The organism is Rhizobium sp. N621, from assembly GCF_001664325.1.
GTDB classification, from domain to species: Bacteria; Pseudomonadota; Alphaproteobacteria; order Rhizobiales; family Rhizobiaceae; genus Rhizobium; species Rhizobium esperanzae.
In genome coordinates, this window is sequence record NZ_CP013495.1 from 3648070 (window position 1) to 3671964 (window position 23895).

At 62.3% G+C, this 23895-nt stretch carries 20 protein-coding genes; 7 read left to right on the forward strand and 13 right to left on the reverse strand.

The genetic code is table 11. The features are described 5' to 3' along the window. Positions 1-34: 34 nt before the first annotated feature. The 6 genes from AMK00_RS17630 to AMK00_RS17655 all read left to right on the forward strand — a co-directional run bounded on the left by AMK00_RS17630 (position 35) and on the right by AMK00_RS17655 (position 6902). On the forward strand, positions 35-862 hold the full coding sequence (locus AMK00_RS17630; RefSeq protein ID WP_064811235.1) for an ABC transporter permease: 828 nt from the start codon (positions 35-37) through the stop codon (positions 860-862). Beyond that, positions 859-1638, forward strand: coding sequence for an ABC transporter permease (locus tag AMK00_RS17635; protein WP_064811236.1), 780 nt, complete (start codon positions 859-861; stop codon positions 1636-1638). The genes AMK00_RS17630 and AMK00_RS17635 overlap by 4 nt, the downstream gene beginning before the upstream one ends. After that, positions 1631-2656 (forward strand): ABC transporter ATP-binding protein, encoded by a 1026-nt coding sequence (locus AMK00_RS17640; RefSeq protein ID WP_064811237.1) that lies wholly within the window; start codon positions 1631-1633, stop codon positions 2654-2656. The genes AMK00_RS17635 and AMK00_RS17640 overlap by 8 nt, the downstream gene beginning before the upstream one ends. 4 nt (positions 2657-2660) lie before the next feature. Then, complete coding sequence (locus tag AMK00_RS17645) at positions 2661-3581, forward strand: nucleoside hydrolase (RefSeq protein ID WP_064811238.1); 921 nt, start codon at positions 2661-2663, stop codon at positions 3579-3581. Further along, positions 3578-5365, forward strand: coding sequence for an adenine deaminase (locus tag AMK00_RS17650; RefSeq protein WP_064811239.1), 1788 nt, complete (start codon positions 3578-3580; stop codon positions 5363-5365). Before AMK00_RS17645 ends, AMK00_RS17650 begins: the two co-directional genes overlap by 4 nt. Before the next feature lie 367 nt (positions 5366-5732). Beyond that, complete coding sequence (locus tag AMK00_RS17655; protein WP_167377204.1) at positions 5733-6902, forward strand: glycosyltransferase family 87 protein; 1170 nt, start codon at positions 5733-5735, stop codon at positions 6900-6902. On the opposite strand, the gene AMK00_RS17660 is transcribed toward AMK00_RS17655, so the two are convergent. The 12 genes from AMK00_RS17660 to AMK00_RS17715 all read right to left on the reverse strand — a co-directional run bounded on the left by AMK00_RS17660 (position 6881) and on the right by AMK00_RS17715 (position 22441). Next, positions 6881-8443: a hypothetical protein gene (locus AMK00_RS17660; protein WP_082240362.1), complete on the reverse strand. Its 1563-nt coding sequence runs from the start codon at positions 8441-8443 to the stop codon at positions 6881-6883. The genes AMK00_RS17655 and AMK00_RS17660 overlap by 22 nt on opposite strands. Positions 8444-8460: 17 nt before the next feature. Then, positions 8461-10095 carry a hypothetical protein gene (locus tag AMK00_RS17665; RefSeq protein ID WP_064811241.1) on the reverse strand — a complete coding sequence of 545 codons (1635 nt, stop codon included), beginning with the start codon at positions 10093-10095 and terminating at the stop codon, positions 8461-8463. After that, positions 10092-10841, reverse strand: a complete 750-nt coding sequence (locus tag AMK00_RS17670; protein WP_064811242.1) for an SDR family oxidoreductase — start codon at positions 10839-10841, stop codon at positions 10092-10094. The genes AMK00_RS17665 and AMK00_RS17670 overlap by 4 nt, the downstream gene beginning before the upstream one ends. After that, a complete protein-coding gene (locus AMK00_RS17675) occupies positions 10838-12160 on the reverse strand; it encodes an FAD-binding protein (RefSeq protein ID WP_064811243.1) in 1323 nt (440 codons plus the stop codon). The genes AMK00_RS17670 and AMK00_RS17675 overlap by 4 nt, the downstream gene beginning before the upstream one ends. 7 nt (positions 12161-12167) lie before the next feature. Then, a complete protein-coding gene (locus AMK00_RS17680; RefSeq protein ID WP_064811244.1) occupies positions 12168-12599 on the reverse strand; it encodes a GtrA family protein in 432 nt (143 codons plus the stop codon). A gap of 9 nt (positions 12600-12608) precedes the next feature. Next, positions 12609-14054 (reverse strand): UbiA family prenyltransferase, encoded by a 1446-nt coding sequence (locus tag AMK00_RS17685; RefSeq protein WP_406869905.1) that lies wholly within the window; start codon positions 14052-14054, stop codon positions 12609-12611. A 582-nt stretch (positions 14055-14636) separates the two neighbouring features. Next, entirely contained in the window at positions 14637-15806 is a 1170-nt protein-coding gene (locus tag AMK00_RS17690) for a M20 aminoacylase family protein (RefSeq protein WP_064811246.1), read from the reverse strand. A gap of 92 nt (positions 15807-15898) precedes the next feature. Further along, positions 15899-17404, reverse strand: coding sequence for a tripartite tricarboxylate transporter permease (locus tag AMK00_RS17695; protein WP_064811247.1), 1506 nt, complete (start codon positions 17402-17404; stop codon positions 15899-15901). 9 nt (positions 17405-17413) lie between these two features. Beyond that, positions 17414-17875 (reverse strand): tripartite tricarboxylate transporter TctB family protein, encoded by a 462-nt coding sequence (locus tag AMK00_RS17700; protein WP_064811248.1) that lies wholly within the window; start codon positions 17873-17875, stop codon positions 17414-17416. A 209-nt stretch (positions 17876-18084) separates the two neighbouring features. After that, complete coding sequence (locus AMK00_RS17705) at positions 18085-19068, reverse strand: tripartite tricarboxylate transporter substrate-binding protein (protein ID WP_064811249.1); 984 nt, start codon at positions 19066-19068, stop codon at positions 18085-18087. Positions 19069-19316: 248 nt separating this feature from the next. Next, positions 19317-20651, reverse strand: coding sequence for a sigma-54-dependent transcriptional regulator (locus tag AMK00_RS17710; protein ID WP_064804725.1), 1335 nt, complete (start codon positions 20649-20651; stop codon positions 19317-19319). Then, positions 20648-22441 carry a sensor histidine kinase gene (locus AMK00_RS17715; RefSeq protein ID WP_252997334.1) on the reverse strand — a complete coding sequence of 598 codons (1794 nt, stop codon included), beginning with the start codon at positions 22439-22441 and terminating at the stop codon, positions 20648-20650. The genes AMK00_RS17710 and AMK00_RS17715 overlap by 4 nt, the downstream gene beginning before the upstream one ends. A 189-nt stretch (positions 22442-22630) precedes the next feature. Here AMK00_RS17715 and AMK00_RS17720 point away from each other — a divergent pair, with 189 nt between their 5' ends. Beyond that, on the forward strand, positions 22631-23293 hold the full coding sequence (locus tag AMK00_RS17720) for a sulfite oxidase-like oxidoreductase (RefSeq protein ID WP_064811251.1): 663 nt from the start codon (positions 22631-22633) through the stop codon (positions 23291-23293). On the opposite strand, the gene AMK00_RS17725 is transcribed toward AMK00_RS17720, so the two are convergent. After that, a complete protein-coding gene (locus AMK00_RS17725; protein WP_237350417.1) occupies positions 23278-23847 on the reverse strand; it encodes a hypothetical protein in 570 nt (189 codons plus the stop codon). The genes AMK00_RS17720 and AMK00_RS17725 overlap by 16 nt on opposite strands. Between the last annotated feature and the right edge of the window lie 48 nt (positions 23848-23895).

Here is a 23895-nt window from a genome sequence, read left to right on the forward strand (position 1 = left end):
GCCGGGGCCATCTCCTCTCCCGGAAAGGCACGTCATGTTCCAGAACCGCGCGGAAGCCTTGGCGCTTGCCCTGCCGGCAGCCGTCTTTGCGACAGTGGTCTTCCTGCTGCCCGTCGCAATCCTGCTGTCGGAGGGTTTTCGTGCCGGCGGCGCCTGGACGCTGTCGGCCTATACAGGCTTCCTTTCCGAGACGCTGAACCGCACCGTTTTCCTGCGCTCCTTCCGGCTCGCCATCGAGGTCACCGCCGTCTCGGCCGTCATCGGCTATGCCGCAGCCTTTGCCATCGTCAACCTGCCGGCGAACGGCAAAGGCCGCATGGTCGGCTTGGTCACCCTGCCGCTGATGATCTCGCCGGTGGCGCGCACCTATGCGTGGATCGTCATTCTCGGCCGCACCGGCATCGTCAACCAGGCAATAACGGGTCTCGGTTTCAGCGCCGAGCCGCTGCGCCTGCTCTTCACCGAAACCGCCGTCTTCATCGGCCTGCTGCAGCTCTTCCTGCCGCTGATGATCCTGTCGCTGATTAGCGCCCTCGAAAACATGCCGAAGGATGCGATCCCCGCCGCCCGTGTGCTTGGCGCCAACTGGTTCCAGGTCTTCTGGAAGGTCATCCTGCCGCTGACGCGTGAAGGGCTCGTCGTCGGCGGTACCCTCGTCTTCACCGGCTCATTGACGGCTTATATCACACCCGCCGTACTTGGCGGTTCCAAGGTGCTGATGCTCGAAACGCTGATGTACCAGCAGGTTTCCGTCGCCAATGATTTCGTCTCGGCAAGCGTCATCGCCTTCATTCTGATCGTCATGAGCTTTGCCGCCAATATCCTGCTGAAACGGCTAGCGACCGCGAGGAGCCGCAGATGAGCATCCGTCTCTTTTCGCCTGTCGTGCTCTTCCTGCTGCTCGTCTTCCTGATCGGTCCGTTCCTGATCATCATCGCCGCCTCGCTTTCCGCGGGCGATACGCTGGCCTTTCCGCCGCAGGGCCTGTCGCTACGCTGGGTGATGAAGGTCTTCACCATCGAAAGCTTCCGCGACAGTTTCGCCATGTCGATGTTCCTTGCCGTCTTCGGAACGCTCGCAGCCCTCATCCTCGGCATCCCCGCCGCCTACGCCCTGTCGCGTTACCCGCTGCCCGCAGCAGAGACCGTCCGCACCATCGTCTCGCTGCCGATCATCGTTCCCGGCATCATCGTCGGCCTGGCATTGCTGCGTTATCTCGTCGTACCCTTTGGCTTCAACATCACGCTCGCGCTCTTCTTCGCCCATGCGGCCCTCGTGCTGCCTTATGCGGTGCGCGTCGTTTCGGCGAGCCTCGACAATCTGCGCTCGGATATTGAGGAGGCGGCCGTCCTGCTCGGCTCCTCCAGGCTCGGCGCCTTTTTCCGCGTGGTGATGCCGAATATCCGCGGCGGCATCCTGGCCGCCTTCATCCTCGGCTTCGTCACCAGTTTCAATCAGGTGCCAGTCTCGCTCTTCCTTTCCGGCCCGGGTGTCCGAACCCTGCCGATCGATATGCTGGGTTATATGGAAACCACCTACGATCCTTCCATCGCGGCGCTCTCCGCCCTTCTCGCTTTCCTCTCGATCGGCATCGTCTTCCTCGCCGAACGCTTCCTGGGATTCTCGCGCTATGTTTGATGCCTATCTCCAACTCGATAAGCTGACGCTTCGCTATGGTGATACGGTCGCCGTGAGGGATCTCGACCTCGCGATCGCCAAGGGCGAGCTCGTCGCTCTTCTCGGCCCCTCCGGCTGCGGCAAGACGACAACGATGCGCGCCATTGCCGGCCTGCTGAAGCCGGCTTCCGGCCGCATCGGTCTCGACGGCGCCGATATAACCCGCGTCTCCGCCAACAAACGCGCCGTCGGCCTCGTCTTCCAGTCCTACGCGCTTTTCCCGCATCTGACGGTCTACGAAAACGTCGCCTTCGGCCTGCGCCTCAAGGGCATTTCGGGCGCGGACCTCGATGCCCGCGTCGGCGCCGGCCTGAAATCCGTCGGCCTGACCAGCTTCGCTGGCCGAAAGCCCGCCGAACTCTCCGGCGGTCAGCAGCAGCGCGTCGCACTGGCGCGCTCCATGGTGATGGAGCCGAAGGTGCTGTTGCTCGACGAACCGCTCTCCAATCTCGATGCCCGGCTTCGTCTCGAAATGCGCGCGGAATTGCAGCGCGTGCAAAAGGAGACCGGTATCACCATGATCTTCGTCACTCACGACCAGGTCGAGGCCTTGGCGCTCGCCGACCGCATCGTCGTGATGCTGAACGGCGGCATCGAACAGATCGGCACGCCTGAGGAGATCTATAACAATCCCGCCTCCGCCTTCGTCGCCGATTTCGTCGGCTTCGAGAATGTCTTCGCCCTGAAGGACGGAAAACTCTTGACGCCGCACGGCCCGGCAGCACTCTCCGATCCGCCGCCGCAAGCTGCAGCCGGCCTGGCCTGGCGCCCGCGTACGGTGACTCTCGGCTCCGGTCCGTTCCAGGGTACGGTGCACGGCACGTCTTTCGCAGGCAATACACGCGAATACCTCCTCCAAACGCCGCTTGGGCCTATCAAGGCTGAAATCGACGCGAGCCTGCCGCCGCACGAGATCGGCAGTGCGCTCGCCTTCGATCTGCCGGTCGCCGGCGCGGCCAACCTCAAGCGCTTCGGGTGACATCATGGGTGTGTGGATCGATACCGACATGGGCTTCGACGACATCGCCGCCATTCTGGTGGTGGCGATGTCGGAATATGCAATCGACGGCGTCTCGCTGGTCTTCGGTAATGCGCCGCTGCCGCAGGTACTGGCGAACGCCGCCGGCGCCGTCAGCGCCTTCGGCTGGGCGTTCCCCGTCCATACCGGTCGTGCAGCACCTGTTCTCGGCAAGCTCGAAACCGCCCAGGCGATCCTCGGCGAAACCGGCATCCCGACGTCAGGCAAGAGCCTGCCGAAAGCTCCTGCCCTTGCTGAGAGCGATGCCTTCACCGCGCTCTGCCGCTGGCTCGAAGGCGACGGACCCCACCGCATCCTGGCGCTTGGCCCACTCACCAATATCGCCGCCGTAGCGCTCGCCCGCCCCGATCTTGCCGCCCGCATCACCGACCTCGTCTGGATGGGCGGCGGCGTCACATCAGGCAACCACACGGCCTCTGCCGAGTTCAACGCACTCGCCGATCCCGAGGCGCTGGCAATCGTCATCGCCCATGACCTGCCGCTGCGCATGGTCGATCTAGACCTCTGCCGCAAGGTGCTGGCGCGGCCCGAAGATGCCGAGCCGGTGCGCAATGCCGGCGGCAATAATGCCGAACTGATCGCCGACATGTTCGCCGGTTATATCAGCATCGGCACCAGCCGCGGCCGTCCCGGCATGGCGATCTACGATCCCTCCGCCGCCGTGGCCTTCGTCGCCCCCGATATCGTCACCTTCCGCCCCGCGCGCATCGACGTCGAACTGCAGGGCGCCCTCACCCGTGGCCGCACCGTCGTCGAGGTCCGCGCCACGCATGCGACCTTCAACGCCCAATTCGCCGCCGATATCGACGTCGGGAAGGCGCGTACCATCATTCTCGCCGCCCTGATCAATGAGGCCCGCAGATGAACGCCATCGCTCGTCAAGAACCTTTCGATCTCAACGATCCCGAATTGCGCGCCCGGGCCGTTGCCGCCGCCCGCGGCGATGCCCCATTCGATATGCTCCTCACCGGCGGCCGGCTGCTCGATGCGGTGACGGGTTTGATCCGAGAAGCCGACATCGGCCTCGTCGGCGCGCTCATCGCCAGCGTCCATGCCCCGGCGAGCCGCACGGACGCGGTCGAAATCATCGATGCGACCGGCGGCATCCTGACGCCGGGCCTGATCGACATGCACATGCATGTCGAAAGCTCGATGGTGACGCCGGCGGAATATGCAAGCGCCGTGCTGCCGCACGGCGTCACGACGGTCGTCTGGGATCCGCATGAATTCGGCAACGTCCACGGCCTCGACGGCGTACGCTGGGCGATCGAGGCGGCGCGCACCCTGCCTCTGCGCATGATCCTGCTTGCTCCCTCCTGTGTGCCATCGGCGCCGGGCCTGGAACTGGCCGGCGCTGATTTCGATGCCGCCGTCATCGCCGAAATGCTGCGTTCGCCTGCCGTCGGCGGCGTTGCCGAAGTCATGAACATGCGCGGCGTCATCGACGGCGATCCGCGCATGAGCGCCATCGTCAACTCAGGCCTTGCCTCCGGCAAGCTCGTCTGTGGTCATGCCCGCGGCCTCACCGGCGCGGACCTCAACGCCTTCATGGCAGCGGGCGTCACCTCGGACCACGAACTCACCTCCGGCGCCGATCTCGCCGCCAAGCTTTCCGCCGGCCTGACGATCGAGCTGCGCGGCTCTCACGATCATCTCTTGCAGGAATTCGTCGAGGTGCTGAACGGTCTCGGCCACCTACCCTCCACCGTTACGCTCTGCACCGACGACGTCTTTCCCGATGAACTCTACCAAAGCGGCGGCCTCGATGAGGTCGCCCGCCGCCTGGTGCGCTACGGCATGAAAGCGGAATGGGCACTGCGCGCCGCGACCTTCAACGCCGCTGAGCGGCTGAAGCGTTCCGATCTCGGCCTCGTCGCCTCCGGCCGCCGCGCCGATCTCGTTCTCTTCGAGGATCTCACGGAATTGCGGGCACGCCTCGTCATATCAGACGGCCGCGTCGTCGCCCGCAACGGCAGCATGGAGGCGGCCGTTCAATCGCTCGATACGGCGCCGCTCATCAACTCCATCAAGCTACCGCCGCTGTCGGAGAATGATTTCCGCGTCCCTGCGAAGGGCGCGCGCGTCCGCGTCGCCACCATCGACCGTCCGCGCTTCACGCAATGGGGCGAAGCCGAAACCGAGATCCGAGACGGCTTCGTCGTGCCGCCGGCCGGCAGCGCCATGATCGCCGTCGCCCACCGCCACGGAAAGGCCGGGGGCACCCCGCGCATCGGCTTTCTCACCGGCTGGGGCGAATGGCGCGGCGCCTTCTGCACCACCGTCTCGCACGATAGCCACAACCTCACCGTCTTCGGCAGTAATGTGCGCGACATGGCGCTCGCCGCCAACGCCGTCATAACTGCCGGCGGCGGCATGGCAGTCGCCAAGGACGGCGCAATCCAGGCGATCCTGCCGCTGCCGCTCTCCGGCTTGGTCACCGACGCATCGCTGAAAGACACGGCTTCGGCCTTTTCCGATATCCGCAAGGCCATGGACAAAATCGTCGACTGGAAACCGCCCTACCGCGTCTTCAAGGCCTGCTTCGGCGCAACGCTGGCTTGCAATGCCGGTCCGCACCAGACGGACCGGGGGATTGCGGATGTGGCGACGGGGAAGGTGCTGGAAAGTCCTGTACTGGAGATTTTCTAGGCCGGGACGCACCGATCAAAGGCGAAGCCACGAGAGCCCCGCGAACCCTGTGCCAAAGTCGTCGAGCCAGACTTGCATGGAAATGCAACCACAACATCATTTACAGCACCATCAGGAAGCTGTCGTAAGTCGCGACGGTGGCGCCCGGCCGCGCTGCCGCAGACCGACCGGGAACATCCGCATCAAGAGAGAGTTAGCAAGCGTCTGAGATAGACGGAGCAATCGGATTGCGATGACGCAGCAGGGCCATTCCGCAACGTGCACGACAAATGGCGGTAGTTGGTGACGAGGCCGCAGCGAGCACACAGAACAAGAGCGTATGGCGCCACCGCTCATCATGATCGGGGGCATCGAGAGGGGCGTCAAAATGGACAGTGATGCCATCAACCGACAACCGTGGAGGCTGCTGAAGATGGCCGCGACCGCAGGTCTTGCCCTAATGTCCTTGCGGATCATCAAGGGGGAAATTCCGCGTGTCGTGTCAGATCACGGCCTTTGGGATTTCGGCGCCTTCGTCGCGTCGGGTCGCGCAGCCGCTGCAGGATGGGATCCCTATGGCATTTACCCGCCGCTTACGCCGCATGTCGTCTTTCCCGGATTTGAATCCTGGAACCCAAATCTCAATCCCCCGATTTCGGCACTCCTGTTCCAGACCTTCGACCTCCTCGAGCCGGTGCCATCGCTTCGTATCTGGTGGATGATTTCAATCTCCAGCTACGTCGCCGCGGTCGCTTTGCTGCTGCGACGCTATAGCGGCGGCTTGGAGCTCCCGCTGCTGGCGATCTGGGCATTTGCATTGGCTGGCTTCTGGGACACGCTCTATCTCGGCCAGATCTATATGCCGTTTGTGCTGTTCGCGGTCGTGGCCTGGCTCCAACTGGAGAAGGGTGATGGCGTACTCGCCGGCATCATGATTGGTTTACTGATCTCGATGAAGCCCAATTTTGCAGTGTGGCCGGTGATGCTCCTTCTTGCCGGCCATCGCCTTCCCGGCCTTGTGTCGGTGGCTATCGCGGCAGTTATAGCCGCCATCCCGCTGGTCGTCTTCGGCCCGCAGATCTACGTCGATTGGCTGCGCCTCGTCGCGTCAGACGGCGACCGGGCTGTTTTTCTGACCAACGCGTCGTTTGCAGGCATCGCGGCCCGCGCCGGCCTTCCGGCCGCGGGCACGGTGCTCGCCGCTCTGTTGTTGCTTGGACTGGCAGGCTGGGCCTTTTTTCGTCGTCCGCCGGTCGTCGCGGTGAGTGGCTTCGCGCTGTTGGCATCGCTGCTGGCTTCGCCTCTCGGATGGATCCACTACACGCTCTTCCTGCTACCCGTGCTGTTACATCATTGGCAGCGCCCGTGGGCATGGCTGGCGGCAGCAGCACTGGTAATCCCCGTCCCCGTCATACTCGGTTACTTCGGGGCTTCCCGCTTGAATCAGCTGACGGCAGGATCCATTTACGCCTGGGCGCTCGTGCTAATGCTCCTCGGCCTGATCACCGCGGAGCTGAAACAACAGACCGCACCGGCTCAGGAAGCCTTTCTGCGATAAATGCGCCAATCGGCCGTTTCCCGCACCAGCACATAGTGGCGGGCGATATAGTGGGCATAAAGGTCGCGCAGCCCGTTACCCGTCCAGATTTCGATCGGCCATTTCGGATCGAGGATAAGGTCAACGTCGGCGAACATCTCTTCCGCGGCCGGATGATCATCCGGTCCAAGGGTTCGCCCCCAATGATACCACACGCTGTCGCCCACCGGCGGCGTCAGCCCCAGGCCGGCGGAGAAGGGATTGACGAAATCGAGAACCGCGACGCGCTCGTCAGCAGACATCAGTTGCGACAGGGCGACCGAAGCATCAGCCAATGTCCTGTTGTATCCCTCGAAATATTCGTATTGGCCGGCGCTCCACATCTCAACGAGCCTGATCTCGGAAAACGCCGGCAGCGGGATCGGTTTGCCTCGGCCGCCGGCAGCGTAATAGGCATGAATTGCGAGCGATGCAGTATTGCCGATGGCAGCGGGTAATAACAGGAAGCCCACGAGTAGCGGCAGGGCGAACCGCGGCTTCCCGTATCGGGAGAGCAGCTTGGCGCGAAAGAGGCTTTCCGTAATGATGGCTGCGCTTGCGCCCAGTGTCAGAATACCGACGGTCTGGAAATTCTGCCCGATCAAGAGGATTCCGGTTGTGCCGCAGAAGGCAACGAAGAGCAGATGCCGATAACTCGGCGTCAGGTTGAGAACGATGAGCGCGACCGTCAGATAGACAAGAAGGTCGGCGAGATTGTTCCGTACCAAGTGACCGAGAGCGGTCAACGTCAGAACGCCGCCGCTGTTTTTTGCTGAAAGACGAAGGTCGGCAAGGTAGTTGAACTCGCCGCGCCAGATGATTTCAATCGTGATGATGCTGAAGGCGATCATGCCGAGCGCCAACGTCACCCAACCGATCTGGCGACGATCGAAAAGCATGAACAACAGGAAGGCAAGCCCTACGACGCCATAGGTGATCTTGGTGTAGAGCATCAGCAACACAAGGAGACTGGCGCATGCGGCGTCGACTGCCTTGCTGTTCCCGGCGGCCGGCAACCGAGGCAGATACATCACCAGGAGTAAGCTAAGCGACGCCCACCCAATCCGGTTGTAAAACATGGCAAAGGTCAGCTCCCCTATCCGCTCGCCCGGATTTGCGGGAGCCGCAGCTATCAGGAGCAGGAAGATCGCAAGCGGCAGTCCGAACGCCTTATGCATCCGGCTGCCCACGATTTCCGCGGCAATAACCGCGAGTAGGAGAACCACTATCGCCATTCCAGCCGGCATCGCACCGCCCATATTGCCCGACAAGCCATAGCCAGCAGCGGGAATGTAAAATGTCAGCGGCCCGAGCGGCGAATGGAAGTCGACATTCGGCACCTGGCCACGTGCGATGCGGTGAGCACCATCCAGGAAAACGAAGAGGTCGTTGACGTATTTGGTTGTCGCCGTTCGGCCAGGCAGAGCGAGAAGGCAAGCGAGAATGAAGCCGATGCCAAAGATGACAGCCTGCGACCAATTCAACCGTGAAGCCGGGCGCGATGCGCCGTTTCCCGCTTGCACCGACCTTTCCGTCTCAATCACTGCACCTCGCTTTGCGCCTTAGCCTGACGCCACTGGTAGACCGTCCACTCCGATGTCTTCTGAACGATCTCGAACCGGGCCGAAAGAAACGGGCCGTACAGCGCCTGCAGCGGCAGGCTATTGATTCCTGTTTTAGGCACCATGACGATCTTTACATCCGCAAAGAGCACTTCCGGTGGGATGTAGGCTCTCTCGTTGATATTACGGTTCCAGTGAAACCAGGCGGTGTCACCGGCAGGCGGGCGAATTCCGAGGCCGGCTGAAAATGGATTGACGAAATCAAGCACAAAAACGCGCTCCGGCGGTACGGGCAACGCCTGCAGCAGCGCTCCCCCGGTGACGATGTCGTCGAGATAGCGCCTTATGAAGTCCGGTTCACCGCCGGGCGGATCAATCTCGCGAACATCATCAAAACGCGGCAGCCCGAGAGATTGCCCGGCTTTCTCAGCCGCAAGCGCTGTATGCAGAATGAGGGCTGCGGCGTGGTGTACGATCGGCGGCAACAGGAACAAGGTCGCGAGCAGCGAAAGAGCGCCGGCAGGAAGAGCCAAGCCACCCGCCCTTCTCCCTTCATCGCCTTTCTGAAACCAGGCGGCGTTCTGCGCCAGAACGACTGCGCCGCAGTAGAGCGTGATGATGCCCCAGCTGTGAGCATTTTGATTGAGGATCGCCAAGCCAGCGCCCAGGCAGAACCCGGAGAAGAGAAGATCTCGGAAGCTGCGGGTTTGCCAGATGGCGACCAAGGCGAAGGTCGCGAACACGACGAGGTCGGAAAGGTTCTCACGCAGGTTCTTCAGGATGCTGGCGACATCATGGCCGCCGCTGACACGCGCCGCCGCCCGCAGATCCTCGATGTGCTGAACGGTTCCGCGCCAGAAGAACTCGATGGCGATCATGACCAAGCCTGTCAGCAGCAGGGCGGCCACGGCCCAGCGGCGCTGCTGCCGATCCAAGAGCATGACGACGAGAAAGGTGGTCCCGGCGAGCCCGTAGGTCGCCTTGGTGTAGAACGAGACAAGCAGAAGAAAGACGGCGGCAAGGGCATCGGCGGCATCGTTGCGCCCGCGCGCGGGCTGCGGCGTCAGATACATCACCAGCAGCAGGCCGAGCGCGACCCAACCGATGCGGTTATAAAACATCGCGAAGGAAGGATACCAGATGGAACTGCCGAGATTGATCGGCGCCGCGAGGATGAGAATGAGGAATATGCCGAGCGCGGCCGCCAATGACGGGCTGAGGCGGGACACGAGGATGCGGATCATCGCCGGGATGAAGGCGACGACAACGATAGCCATTCCGACCGGTATGGCAGCGCCGAAATTTCCCGTCAGTTGGTATCCAGCCGCCGGGAGATAAAAGACGAGTGGCCCGAGCGCCGTGTGGAAATCGCGGTTCGGCACCTGACCGAACGTGATGCGGTGCGCACCGTCGATAAAGACCAGCACATCATTGATAAAGGCGGCGTTGATGGTCCTCTCAGGCAGGGCAAGCATGGCAGCGCAGGCCAAGGCTGCGAGGACGATCGCACCTTCCGCCGACAGCAACCGCCGTAGCCTGGCCGCCGGTCGCTTGCTGGCACTTGCTCCCGTTCCGATGGCCGCATAAGCGGCGTGATTGCCTGGTTTCGTCATAGCCGCAACCTCTTGAAGATCGGCTCCGGGATTGACCGGATCACCGTCATCAGCGGTCGCCATATTCGTCTGACGTAGACGACGTCCCCGCCTCTGCTTCCCTCGGCGACAGTAAAGATCTTTTGCGCGACCTCCCGCGGTTCGGCGGTGAGAAGCGGCGGGAGTTTCATCCCATGCGTCATGCGTGTCCGAACGAAACCCGGCTTCACGGTGAGCACGCGCACCCCGGACCCCGACAGCCTATTCCTCAGGCCGGACAAGAATGCAGTCAGCCCGGCTTTGGCGGCGCCATAGACATAGTTGGACGCGCGTCCACGATCGCCGGCGACGGAACTTATGCCGACGATGGTACCTGATCCTCTCGCCGCAAAACGTTCCGCCAGCAGACCGAGAAGCAAGGCTGGTCCTTCGAAGTTTGTCCGCATGATCATAGCGGCGTGGTCGAGTTCCCGTTCGGCGCGAGACTGCTCGCCCAGTTCGCCAACGACACAGACCACCGTGTCAGGCAGAGGCGAAACGACGCCCACGAAATCTTCGAAGCGGCTTGTAGCGAGGATATCGAGTTCGTGAACCAGGACCTTGGCGCCGGTCCGCGCGCTGATGTCGTCGGCTTCGCGTTGTACGGCGGAGCGCTTTCGTCCGGTGAGAAGCACGTTCCATCCCGCCTCGGCATAGATCAGCGCCGTAGCGCGACCGATATCCGACGTCCCGCCTATCAGGAGCAGTGTCTTGCCGATCCCCGTCATATGCCGAGCCTCTTTGCCAAGCGGGAACTAAAGTGACGATCGGCGCCCGTTACTTTGCGTAGCTCTTTGAAGGCAGCCAACCGAGGGTAACCGGCTTCGAATGTGTGACGTGACTGTCGTGCATCCTTGGCGAGATAGAGCCGCCCCCCTGCCTTGACAACCAGCTCGTCGATTTCGTCGAGCAGCCGGAACACCTCCTGCGTGACGGGAAGGTCGAGTGCGAGCGTGTAGCCCGGCGCAGGAAAGGACAGCAGCCCGCTTCCGCCCCCCAGCTTCTTCAGAACGGCAAGAAAGGAGCCTTTTCCCGAGCGCGCAAAGCGCTCGAGAATGCCGCTCAGGACTGGAAGCGCGTCCTCGGCTGGAACCACACACTGATGCTGCAGGAAGCCCCGCCTGCCATAAAGCCGGTTCCATTCAAGGATACCGTCCAGTGGAAAGAAGTATTTATCCCAGTGGACCAGCGACGTCTTGGCCGCCTTTCGCGCTCCCGCCCTGAAATAAAGCTCGTTGAAGGCTGCAACGCCTGTTTTGCTGAGCACCCATTGCGGCAGATCGAATGGCAGTGAAAACCTCCCCGCGTTTTTCTCTGCAAAACGATCGGCATCCGGCATGCCGCCGACCTGGTCCAGCGTCGCGTGTTCGCCGGCGAAAATCAGCGAGCGTCCAAGGGAAGCGCCTTGCGAAAGGCAATCGATCCAGGCGACCGAATAAGTGACATCCTCGGTCTGCTGCAGCGCCTTCAACGCCTCGCCAAGGTTTTCCGTGACGATCGTCTTTTGCGCGATCCAGCCGGATTCGATCGGTTTCAAGCGGAAGGTCGCTTCCGCGATGATCCCGGTCATGCCCATGCCACCGACCGTCGCGAAGAAAAGCTCGGGATTGCGCCTGCGGCTACAGGTGAGGATCTCTCCGCCGGCGACTGCCAGCTTGAGCTCGCTGACATGATCGCCGAACCCGCCGTCGCGATGATGGTTCTTGCCGTGCACGTCAGAGGCGATCATCCCGCCGACCGTGACGAATTTGGTGCCCGGTACCACAGGCGGAAAATAGCCTCTCGGGACAAACGAGCGCAGAATGTCCGAGAGCATTACGCCCCCTTCCACGGTCAGCGTCGCGTTGGTGGGATCGAAGCTCCGCATCCGGCTCAAACCACGGCACATCAAGGTGGCGTGTTCGCCGATCGCCGCGTCACCATATGAGCGCCCATTTCCGCGCCCGATCAATCCCACGCGATCGGCCACGATGCCTGCAAGCGCTTGCGGCAGCTGGCAGTCGATTGCCTGGCTCTCATGGCGCGGATACCGTCCCCAGCCCTCCATGAGTTTGTTACGCCTCCTCTGGTTTGAAGACGAATTTCCGGTCCATTGCGTATTTGGAGACGTAGCCGATCGCCAATCCGAGCGCTCCGCCGGTGTATTTTGCGAGCTCCGTCTTCCAGACCGTCCAAAAAGCAATTTCGAACCCCCAGAATATGAGCGTCGTCAGGACACTGAACAGGCCGTAAAGCGCCACCTTGAGCACCTCGTCGCCGTATGACGTGTAGCCGTCGAAGAAGATCCATCGTTTGTCGAGGACGTATTTCAAGCCGAAGCCGGCAGCGGTCCCTGCGAGCATCGATGGCACGAGGCTCGGCGACGGCGCCAGCTGCATGACAGTAGCCTGGACCGCGAAGTTGGCGGCGGTGGAGAGCACGGCGAAGGCGAGGTAGCGGGTTGCGAGGCCCGCGGAAGTGCTTCGCTCTGAGGACTGACGACCCATTCGGCCACCTCACATTGCGGCAATGACAAGTACGCCGGCGACGCCGAGCGTGACGAGGCTGACCTTGTCCTTGATCGCGAAGACGACTGGATCGTCATGCATCTGCCCCCGGTGGGCGAGCATAAGGATGCGGGCAATCCAGCAGGCAAGGATTGGTCCGGCCAACCACAGCATCGCTGGCCGGGTGTAGATGTCTTGGGCACTGTCGCTTGCGGCATAGAGGGCAAATAACGTCAGCGCGTTCATTCCCGATCCAGCCGCCAGGGCGCCCACCATACCAATATCCGCCTTCCTGTAGTCGCGGCTCTTGGAATCCGGCAGGTGCGCGGCGCGGCGTGAAATGAGCTCGGTGTATCGCTTCACCAAAGCGAGCGAGAGGAACCAGCTCATCATGAAGGCAAGCAGCCAGGGCGATGGCCACACCGAGACGGCGGCAGCGCCGCCGATCACCCGCGTGGTGTAAAGAGAGGCGAGAGCCACCACGTCCAGGATCATCTTCCGCTTGAGGAAGAACGAGTAGGCGGTGGTCAAGGCGAAATATCCCGCGAGTACGAGCACGAAGACGGGTGACACCACGGCGGCCACCGTAAACGACAGAAAAAGCAGGATCGGGATTGCCAGCAGAGCGTGCGACAGCGGGATCTCGCCACAGGCAAGGGGTCTGCGGCATTTGGTTTTATGGCGGCGGTCGTCCTGCAGATCGACCAGGTCGTTCAGGAGATAAACGCCCGAGGCACAAAGCGAAAAAGCCACCAAAGCCAGGCCGGCATTCGCAAGGCTATGGAGGTCAAAGAGTTGATTTGTCAGTAACGGGATAAAGACCAACCCGTTTTTGACGTATTGATGCACTCGCAACGAGCGCGTCCAAATCCGCCATGTCGGTCTGTCGTGGCTAAGATGCTCGACGTTGTCGCATTGGCGCGAAAGCTCTCGCGCAACTGCCGCCGATGTCCTTATCGCATAGGATTTTGCGGCGTGGCGCCAGACTGGCAAGTCGGCCGGGTCATTGCCGATATAGTCGAAACCACCCTCTCCGAAGGCGGCGACGAGCTCTGCCGCCTTCACCTCGGCGACACAGTTCATCGTCTCGTTCGTTGCAAACCAGCCGGTGAAGAGGCCGAGGTGGTCGGCAACCGCGCAAACCAGGCGTTCGTGGGTTGCAGAAGCGAGATAAACCGAACGCCCCTCCTCCCGTGCGGCCTTGATGACGTTCAGCACTTCCGCGTCATAAGGAAGGATAGCCGGATCGAAATCCGCTGGTTGAGAAAGGCGGTGCTTCAGACACGCTTTTCCGGCGGACAGCGACCTGATGAAATCGACGATCGAATGGGGCCGGCGGCTAAGCTCAGAGAAGACCGTCTCGATCAGCAGGTCCGATCGCACCAGGGTGCCGTCAAGATCAACCACCAACGGGCGGGGCGGCAGCGGTTTTTGGAGGTCCGGTGGACTGTCCACCGGCAATGCCGCGGGCTCAGCTCCAGGCCACTCGTCCTCGTCGGCTCTCGGCAAAAAATCTCTTCGCAGCTGGAATTCGTGATGCAGCTCGTTCAAAGGATTTCCCTTATGCTTTGAAACCGTGAAAGCCCGCCGAACCACGGCTAAGCGATTTGGTTCCATCACCCAAATGGGTGAGCTGCACCACAGGTTGAGTTTATCGGCGCAGATTAGGAATCTCTCCCGGGAAAATTGCGTCCTCGCCAACTGAATCATCGACTGTCGTGTTCGCGTCCGGCCAATTTTCGAGCTTTGTACAAAACTAAATGACGCGCCGAAGGCGGAGCAAACCGACGATACGCCGGTTCGAGGACCGTAAAAATTGGTGTGGAATGCGTATTGTGATGAATCTGGCTCTGCTTTTCGGGGCGTTGACATTGACATGTTAGATGCTGGGAGGAGCTGCCTCGCGCCGGTTTCGGTGGCTTTCTTCGCAGCCGCGCTGGGCATGGTCGTTTTTCGAGCGGTTCAACTCGCGGCTGTCTATAAATCGGTTGAGGGACCGATCCTGGTGATGCTCGAAAACGGAGCGATGGACACCGCTTAAACCTTCAACTCCCCCTCCACTAACGCTACCCAGTAAGCCGCCCCGTATCCAAGCGCCTCATCGTTGAAATCATAAGCCGTGTTGTGATGCAGCGCCCCATCAACCGCCGGCCCGTTGCCCAGCCAGACATAACAACCCGGCGCATTCTCAGCCAAGAAGGCAAAGTCATCTCCGGCCGTCGATGGCGGAAAACTCCTCCGTATTTTTTCACCAAAGACGGTGCCGGCGGCGGCAAGCGCCCGTGATGCCGCATCCGCATCATTGACGACAGGCGGTATCCGCCGCTCAAAACGATAGTCGGCTGATACGCCGTACATCGAAGCCGTCCCACTCGCCAACCGACCGATTTCGGTTTCCAGCTGGTCGCGCACCCCAGGCGAATAGGCCCGTGCCGTGCCGCCGATCTCGACGATATCGGGAATGACGTTCAACGCCTTGGCATCGCCCGCCTGCAGGAAGCAGGCGCTGACGACCGCCGGTTGCAGCGGGTCGACAACGCGGCCAACGATCGTTTGCAGCGATGACAGGAAAGTACCGGCTGCCGTGATCGGATCACGGCCGAGGTGCGGCTTGGCGCCGTGCGTGCCGATGCCGCGAAAGGTGATGCGCCAGCTGTCGGAGGAGGCGAGCTGTGGCCCCTCGACCACGGCAATCTCGTCGACAGCAAGCCCCGGCATATTGTGCAGGCCATAAACGGCATCGCAGGGGAAAAGCCGGAAGAGCCCTTCCTCGACCATGCGCTTCGCGCCGCCGCGGCCCTCTTCGGCCGGCTGGAAGATGAAATGCACGGTGCCGGAAAAATTCCGCGTCGCCGCCAGGTGCCGCGCGGCGCCGATCAACATTGCCGTATGGCCATCATGGCCGCAGGCATGCATCTTTCCCGGCACTGTCGATTTATAGGGCCGCTCCGCCATCTCAGGCATCGCAAGCGCATCCATATCAGCCCTCAGCCCGATCGTGCGCGTGCCACTGCCGACCTGCAGCGTGCCGACCACGCCGGTGCCGGCAAGCCCGCGATGCACGGCGATGCCGGTCTCCTCGAGAAGCTTTGCGACGATACCGGCGGTGCGCTCCTCCTCGAAACCGAGTTCCGGATGGGCGTGCAGATCGCGGCGCAGGGCGGTGAGGAACAGCAGATCGTCCTTGATCCGGGCAGGAATGCTCATGGGCCTGGATATCCCTCCATGTGAAACGGGCGCCCGAACGGCGCCCGCGTCAGATCATTCGTTGTTCATCAAACAACTCGCGAGTTCAACCCTCAAGCTTCTTCGACGAACACCTCCTCGCGCTTCTTCCTGACGCTCGGCAGGAAGACGACGATCAGTACGGCGACCGCGATTGCCAGAAGCGTGGCGCTGATCGGCCGCGTGATGAAGGTGCTGGGGTCACCGCGCGCCAGGATCATGGCGCGTCTGAGATTCTCTTCCAGCAACGGCCCGAGCACGAAGCCGAGCAGCAGCGGCGCCGGCTCGCAGCGGAGCTTGGCCAGCACGTACCCGATGAGACCGAAGAAGGCGACGGCATAGAGGTCGTAGACGTTGGAATTGACGCTGTAGACCCCGATCGAGCAGAAGGCCATGATAATGGGGAAGAGCACATAATAAGGCACCGTCAAAAGCTTCACCCAGAGTCCGATCAGCGGCAGGTTGAGGATGACGAGCATCAGATTGCCGATCCACATCGAGGCGATGATGCCCCAGAACAGCGCCGGCTGCTCGGTGGCGACGTTCGGGCCCGGCACGATGCCCTGGATGATCATCGCGCCGATCATCAGCGCCATCACCGGATTGGCCGGAATACCGAGCGTCAGCAGCGGAATGAACGAGGTCTGCGCTCCGGCATTATTGGCCGATTCCGGCCCTGCGACGCCGGCGACCGCGCCTTGGCCGAATTCCTTCGGCGTCTTCGACAAGCGCTTTTCCACCGTATAGGAGGCGAAGGAAGCGAGGATCGCCCCGCCACCGGGCAGGATGCCAAGCGCCGAACCGATCGCGGTGCCGCGGATGATGGGCGCGATCATCTCCTTGAATTCCTGGCGCGAAGGCAAGAGACCCGATACCTTGGCCATCAGCACCGTGCGTGTCGACTCTCCCTCGAGATTGCGCAGGATTTCAGCGACGCCGAAGACGCCGACGGCGAGCGCCACGAAATTCAGCCCGTCGGCATATTCGCGGATGCCGAGCGTGAAACGCGGCGTGCCGGTATAGATATCGGTGCCGACGAGGCCGAGCAGCAGCCCGAGCGCCACCATCGCCAGCGCCTTGACGACTGAGCCGTGCGCCAGCGCGATCGAGGAAACGAGGCCGACGATCATCAGCGAGAAATATTCAGCCGATCCGAATTGCAGCGCGATGTCGGTCAGCGGCGGCGCGAAGACCGCAACGAGAAAGGTCGAGACCGTACCGGCGAAGAAGGAGCCGAGGGCCGCGATCGCCAGCGCCGCCCCCGCCCTGCCCTTGCGCGCCATCTGATAGCCGTCGATCGCGGTGACGGCAGAGGAGGATTCGCCCGGCATGTTGATGAGGATCGCCGTTGTCGAGCCGCCATATTGCGCACCGTAATAGATGCCGGCGAGCATGATGAGTGAGGAGACCGGCTCGAGCTGGAAGGTGATCGGCAAGAGCATGGCGATCGTCGCCGTGGCGCCGATGCCGGGCAGCACGCCGATCAGCGTGCCGAGCAGCACGCCGATCAGGCAGAAGAGAAGATTGTCGAACGTTGCCGCCGTGGCAAAGCCGAGCGCCAGATTGCTGAAAAGATCCATCGTCGCCTCCTAGAACCGGACCCAGGGGCCGAAGCGTTCGAACGGCAGTCCGAGCCCATAGCTGAAGACGGCGACCGAAAAGATCGTCAGCAGCAGCGACAGGATGACCGCGAACACCAGGTTCATCTTGCGCGACGCAAAGCAGGCGATGAAGGCTGTGAAGAACAGCGCCGGCGCAAATCCAAGCCCGCGCACCGTCAATCCGAAGAAGACGGGAGCCGGCAGAATGAAGAGCATGCCGCGCCAGGCGAAGGGATCGACCGGCTCCCCCTCCACACGCAGCGCCTGAATGAAGATGATCGCGCCGAGAAGTATCAGCGCGCACGCAAGGATGAACGGGAAATAACCGGGACCCATGCGCAATGCCGTACCGAGGTCGAGCCCGACCGACTGATAGGCAAAGAAAGCGCCGGTCGCGACGAACAGCGCGCCGCAGATCGCATTGGTACTATCGAAACTGATGGATTTCATGGTGTCTCCTGGAGTTGGAGATGGTTCACGTGAGGCCGTTACTGCAGCGATTGCCCCTCATCCGCCTGCCGGCACCTTCTCCCCGCTTGCGGGGAGAAGGGAACATGCCGCAAGCCTCTCGCCTTTTCCGCAATTGCTCAGGGCAGGTCCCCTCTCCCCGTTTTCGGGGAGAGGGTTAGGGTGAGGGGCTATTCCTGGCACATCCCTCACTAGTCCGCATATTCCCCGGCAGCCTCGATCACCGGCTTCCAGCGGGCAATCTCGCTTTCGAGCTTGGCTTTCAAAGCAGCAGGAGTCGCATCTGCATCGGAAGACGGCGCTGTGCCGAGTTCGGCGAAGCGGGCGCCGACATTCGGATCCTTCAGCGCCAGCTGCAGCGACTTCGACAGGCGTTCGTTGATCGCGGCCGGCGTACCCTTCGGCGTGTAGATGCCATGCCAGATGCCGACTTCGAAGCCCGGCAGGCCGGCTTCGACAGCCGTCGGTACATCCTTCAGCACGTCGAGACGCTTCGGCGAGGTCACCGCATAGGCCTTGATCGTGCCGCCCTTAATCTGTTTCGTGGTGTTGGTGGTCTGGTCGCACATGATATCGACCTGGCCGCCGAGCAGATCCGTCATCGCCGGGCCGGTTCCTTTATAGGGAACGGTCGTGAGCGGCGTCTGGATGGCGCTCATGAACATCATGCCGCAGAGATGCGAAGCCGCACCGATGCCGGCATTGGCGACCGTCACCTTGTCCTTGTTGGCCTTGACGTAATCGATCAGTCCCTTGAGATCGCTCGGCTCGAAATCCTTGCGCGCGACGATCGTCATCGGCACCTCGGTGACGAGGCCGACATATTCGAAGGCGCCGAGCGTGTCATAGGCGAGCTTGCGATAGAGCGTGGCGCTTGTCGCCATGCCGATATGGTGCAGCAGGATCGTGTAGCCATCGGGATCGGCGTTCGCCACCCGGCCGGCGCCGAGCGTGCCGCCGGCGCCGCCGACATTTTCGACGACGATCTGCTGACCGAGATCCTTCGACATGGATTCAGCCACCAGGCGTGCGACGGTATCGGTCGGGCCGCCCGCCGCAAAGGGGACGACCATGGTGATGGTGCGCTCAGGATAGGTCTGCGCCGAAGCGACACCGGCGAGAAGAGAAACCGCGGCAGCCGCGGTCAGGCCGAGCACGGCCTTCAGGATTTTCATCGTTTCCTCCCTGATGAAACAGCAAGCCCGCCGACACATCCTCCGCGCCGGCGATCACCTATTTGCCGCCGGGAGAAATCGAGCCGCAATCATTACCGTCGCTTCCGCAAGACGATTCTCCGGCAGTGCAATGCAGCATGGGTCGATTTGGAAACAAACGGCATAGGCGATGGGTGGATTTCCACCCAACACGCGACGGTCTAGGACTACAGCACCGTTGCCCCGGAGAATGCAGCAGGAACGCGAAGTCAGCTTTCGGTAGTCAGCATCCGCTTGTCGAGGCCGTATTTTTGCATCTTTTCGTAAAGGGTCTTGCGGGAGATGCCGAGGGATTCGTAAACCGGCCTGAGGCTGCCGCCATGCGCCACCAGCGCGCTGGCGATAATCCCTCGCTCGAATTCGGCGACCCGCTCCGCAAGCCCAGTTGCCTCTTCGGCCTGCCGTCCGCCATTGTCGAGCCCAAGGACCAGACGGTCGGCGGCATTCCTCAACTCGCGCACATTGCCGGGCCAGTCGCGTTGGGCGATGTCGGAGATCACCTCCGGCGGCACGGCCACCTCGTCGCGGCCGTAGCGGGCGGCCGCTTCCCGCACCAGCTGCAGGAAGAGCAACGGAACGTCCGCCCGCCGCTGCGATAGCGACGGCACATGCAGCGTTGCGACGTTCAGTCGGTAGAGGAGATCGGCGCGGAAGCGGCCAGCGGCCACCTCAGCCTCCAGATCGACCTTGCTCGTCGCGATGAAGCGCACGTCGAGCGGCACGACCTCGTTCGATCCGAGCCTGGAGATCACCCGCTCCTGCAGCACCCGCAGGAACTTCGCCTGCAGGTCGAAGGGCATGGAGCCGATCTCGTCGAGCAGGATGGTGCCGCCGCGGCCATGTTCGAACTTGCCGTAACGCGGCCTGACGGCGCCGGGAAAGGCGCCGGCCTCATGGCCGAAGAGCTCGCTCTCGATCAGATTTGCCGGCAGGGCGGCACAATTGATCGCAATGAATGGCCGGCTCGCCCGGGCGCTGATATCGTGAAGTGCACGGGCCACGACCTCCTTGCCCGCCCCGGTCTCGCCGACGATGAGGGTATCGGCATCGCTGGCGCCGATCGCGCGGATGCGGTAGCGCAGATCCACCATCACCTGGGTGCGCCCCGGCAGCCGCGCCTCGATATCGTCGCGTTTGCCGGCGACCGCCTTCAGCAGCCGGTTTTCGAGCACGAGACCGCGCCGCTCCATCGCCCGGCGGATAACGCCGGCGAGCATTTCAGGCGTGAACGGCTTCTCGATGAAATCATAGGCGCCCTCACGCATTGCCTTGACCGCAAGCTGGACGTCGCCGTGGCCGGTGACGAGGATAACGGGCACCTCCTGATCGATCTCACGGATCTTCTGCATCAAGGTCATGCCGTCCATGCCGGGCATGCGGATATCGCTGACGACGACGCCGGGAAAGCTGTAGCCGATCAGTTCCAGCACATGGTCGCCGCTCGAAAAGGTCTCGACGCTGAAGCCGGAAAGCTCCAGCGCCTGCGCCGTCGAGCGGCGCAGTTCCTCCTCGTCGTCGACAAGCAGGATCTTGGCCTCGTTCATTCCGCCGCCTCCGGCATCGACCCTGCCGCCGATTGCAGCTCGATGCGGAACACCGCGCCCCCTTCGGGATGATTGGCGGCGGTCAGGCTGCCGCCGAAATCCTTGACGATGTTGTAGGAGATCGACAGTCCGAGGCCGAGCCCCTTGCCCACACCCTTGGTCGTGAAAAAGGGGTCGAAGATGCGCTCGGCGATTGCCGCTGGCACGCCAGGCCCATGGTCACGCACCGTCAGCACCACCTTGCCGGCCTCCTCGGAGGCCGAAACCTCGATGCGCCTGTCACTCAGACCTTCCACCGCATCGGCGGCATTGGAGATCACATTCACCAGCACCTGCTGCAGCCGCACAGATCCGGCGCGCACCACCGGCGGCCGGGTTCCGAGATCGAGCCGGAGCTCGGCGTCCGCCGCCTTCAGCCGCCAAGCGATAATCTCAAGCGTATCGCGCATCGCCTCGTCGAGTGAAACCGGCCCGAGCTTCTCGTTCGGCTTGCGGGCAAAGTTGCGCAGGTGCCGGCTGATCGAGGCCATGCGGTCGATGAGCCCGCCGATCCGCCTTATATTGTCGCGCGCCTCCTCCATCCGACCGCGGTCGATCAACACCGAAGCGCTATCCGTATAGGTCTTGGCAGCGGCAAGCGGCTGGTTGAATTCATGCGAAAGCGCAGCCGACATCTGCCCGAGACCAGCGAGTTTGCCCGCCTGGATGAGGTCGGCCTGCGTCTGGCGAAGCTGCTGCTCAGTCATCCGCCGCTCGGCGATCTCCTCCTCGATGCGGCTGTTGACTCGGGCAAGATCGGCCGTGCGCTCCTCCACCCGCCGCTCCAGTTCGCCCCGCGCTTCGGCCTGCATCAACATGCGCTCGGCAAGCCGCGCCCGCCGCTGGCGAATGACCGCTACAGCGAGACCGGCGATGCAAAGGATGAGAAAGACGGCGACAAGCGCGGTGCGCGCCTGGGCGCGGATAGAACTCGTTTCCATCAGCACATTCACCGTCCAGTCCTCGGCCGGCATGTAATGCGACAGCACCAGATATTCGCTTGCGCCCCGATCGCTCGCAAGCGTCATCAGATCATGCGGCTCCAAGCGATGGCGCGTCACCGGCAGAGCCGTCAGCTTCGCATTGGCGTAGCGCCGCGACGCCTCGGTCCGGGCAATACGATCGGCCGTCAGCGGCAGGATCGCGCCATAGAGCCATTCCGGGCTGCCGGACATGAAGATGATGCCCTCGGGATCGGAGACGAAGATCTTGTATTCGCCGCCGCTCCAGGAAGATTCGATCATGTCGATATCGACCTTGAAGACAATGACACCGCGAATATCCGCACCGACCCTGATCGGAGCAGAGAAATAGTAGCCGCGCTTTAGCGACGTGGTGCCGAGAGCATAAAACCGCGCCTGCCGGCCTTCGATGGCTTCCTGGAAATAGGGCCGGTAGTTGAAATTCTGGCCGACGAAGCTCCCCGGGCCATCGTAATTGCTCGCCGCGATCGTCTCCCCGTCCGGCTTCACCACATAGATATCGGAGGATTTCAAAAGCCCGTTGATTTCCTTGAGATAGAGATTGGCCGCACCGCGAAGCGCCATGTCCTCGGGCGCGCTGACCAGTTCCTTGATATCGTCGTGATCGGCGATCAGCGCCGGCAGCGCCTCGTAGCGGTTGAGATGGCCGCTGAGTGCCGAGACGGCTAGGCGCAGCGCCGTTCCCGCCTGGGCTGAAGCCTCCTGCATATAGGCACGCGTCGCAATCGCACTTCCATAGGTGAAGAAGGCGAAAATGACGAGCGGCACCAGCAACAACGCCGCGATGGCACGATATCTCGAAGACAGATTCGGCTCCTCCCTTCTGCCTTCACTCCCCAGCAAGGCATGCCCGACGGCTCAGTTTAATGAGGCAAGCGAGGATTTCCAAGGGCTCGCCGAAACTTGACACTCGGCAGGGACGGATGTCCTATTGCTGCACCGCAAGGAGACCCATTCATGAGCGATGATCAGACGCCCGCCGACAGCAAGCTCACCAGCTCCAAGCGCCGCTGGGCATCCGAGGGCAAGTTCCTGACCGGCCGCATCAGCCGTCCCGACGCCGAGCGCCTGCCGCCCGGCCAGCACCTCGTCAAGAACTGGCCGGTGCTCGATCTCGGCCAGCAACCGGTCATTTCAACCGATAGCTGGCGGCTTGAAGTACGCGGCCTGGTCGAAACGACACTCACCCTCACCTGGACCGAATTCCAGGCGATCGAGCCGAGCATCAGGATCAGCGACATCCACTGCGTCACCACCTGGTCGCGCTACGATAACAAATGGAAGGGCGTTTCGACGCGCGATCTGCTCGACCTTGCCATGCCGAGGCCGGAAGCAGCCTTCGTCATGCTGACAAGTTACGACGGCTATACAACCAATCTGCCGCTCGCCGATTTCGCCGCCGAGGATGCGATTCTGGCGACCTCCTGGGAAGGCCTGCCGCTGACACCGGAGCATGGCGGGCCGATGCGGCTCGTCGTGCCTCATCTCTATTTCTGGAAAAGCGCCAAGTGGCTGCGCCGCATCGAGCTGATCGCCGCCGACGAGGCCGGCTTCTGGGAAAAGAACGGATACCATATGCATGGTGATCCGTGGCGCGAGCAGCGCTATTCCGACGACTGAGCCTTCGGCCGCAGGAAGCCGCGTAGTGCAAGAACGGCAAGACCGAACAGAGCGGCCAACCCCGCCAGTGAGACCATGCTGGCAGGATGAAGCGGCACCTTGCTCCAATTCGGCTTGATGATATTGGCGGTATTGAATGCCTCGCCACTGAACTGGCAGGTGATGAAGGCAAGTCCGCGGCCCGCCATCTCGGCGTCGATGGCCGAAATGATTTCGCCCGCCGCGGTTGCCTCCCGCGGCATCTCACGCATCGCCATCAGCACGGCTTTGGTCGCCGCGAGATAGGCATGGGCGCATTCGTTGAACGGGCTCTCCTCGTCCGTCACACTGCCCGGCATCCGTCCCCAGAGGCAATAGGAATACTGGATTTCCGAGTAGTTCAGGACACGCCGGAACGATTCGTTCGTATCGGCCGCCCGTGACGCCAGCAAGCTGATGCTGCTGCGATACTCCGAAATGACCGCCATCTCGCCGTGGGAAATTGCCGGAATATCGAGCCCGGCATGGGAGCCGCCAGAGCTGCTCCCATGGGCCAGAGCATTTCCGATAAACATTGGCGATAGGCTCGCGATGAGACCGAGAAAAGCAAGCCTGCCGATATG

Coding starts and splice junctions, on each gene's coding strand:
- AMK00_RS17700 (WP_064811248.1), bottom strand. CDS start 17,875: ATGAAATCCATCAGTTTCGATAGTACCAATGCGATCTGCGGCGCGCTG.
- AMK00_RS17655 (WP_167377204.1), top strand. CDS start 5,733: ATGGACAGTGATGCCATCAACCGACAACCGTGGAGGCTGCTGAAGATG.
- AMK00_RS17675 (WP_064811243.1), bottom strand. CDS start 12,160: ATGGAGGGCTGGGGACGGTATCCGCGCCATGAGAGCCAGGCAATCGAC.
- AMK00_RS17710 (WP_064804725.1), bottom strand. CDS start 20,651: ATGAACGAGGCCAAGATCCTGCTTGTCGACGACGAGGAGGAACTGCGC.
- AMK00_RS17635 (WP_064811236.1), top strand. CDS start 859: ATGAGCATCCGTCTCTTTTCGCCTGTCGTGCTCTTCCTGCTGCTCGTC.
- AMK00_RS17650 (WP_064811239.1), top strand. CDS start 3,578: ATGAACGCCATCGCTCGTCAAGAACCTTTCGATCTCAACGATCCCGAA.
- AMK00_RS17630 (WP_064811235.1), top strand. CDS start 35: ATGTTCCAGAACCGCGCGGAAGCCTTGGCGCTTGCCCTGCCGGCAGCC.
- AMK00_RS17680 (WP_064811244.1), bottom strand. CDS start 12,599: ATGGGTCGTCAGTCCTCAGAGCGAAGCACTTCCGCGGGCCTCGCAACC.
- AMK00_RS17725 (WP_237350417.1), bottom strand. CDS start 23,847: ATGTTTATCGGAAATGCTCTGGCCCATGGGAGCAGCTCTGGCGGCTCC.
- AMK00_RS17690 (WP_064811246.1), bottom strand. CDS start 15,806: ATGAGCATTCCTGCCCGGATCAAGGACGATCTGCTGTTCCTCACCGCC.
- AMK00_RS17665 (WP_064811241.1), bottom strand. CDS start 10,095: ATGACGAAACCAGGCAATCACGCCGCTTATGCGGCCATCGGAACGGGA.
- AMK00_RS17720 (WP_064811251.1), top strand. CDS start 22,631: ATGAGCGATGATCAGACGCCCGCCGACAGCAAGCTCACCAGCTCCAAG.
- AMK00_RS17645 (WP_064811238.1), top strand. CDS start 2,661: ATGGGTGTGTGGATCGATACCGACATGGGCTTCGACGACATCGCCGCC.
- AMK00_RS17705 (WP_064811249.1), bottom strand. CDS start 19,068: ATGAAAATCCTGAAGGCCGTGCTCGGCCTGACCGCGGCTGCCGCGGTT.
- AMK00_RS17695 (WP_064811247.1), bottom strand. CDS start 17,404: ATGGATCTTTTCAGCAATCTGGCGCTCGGCTTTGCCACGGCGGCAACG.
- AMK00_RS17640 (WP_064811237.1), top strand. CDS start 1,631: ATGTTTGATGCCTATCTCCAACTCGATAAGCTGACGCTTCGCTATGGT.
- AMK00_RS17670 (WP_064811242.1), bottom strand. CDS start 10,841: ATGACGGGGATCGGCAAGACACTGCTCCTGATAGGCGGGACGTCGGAT.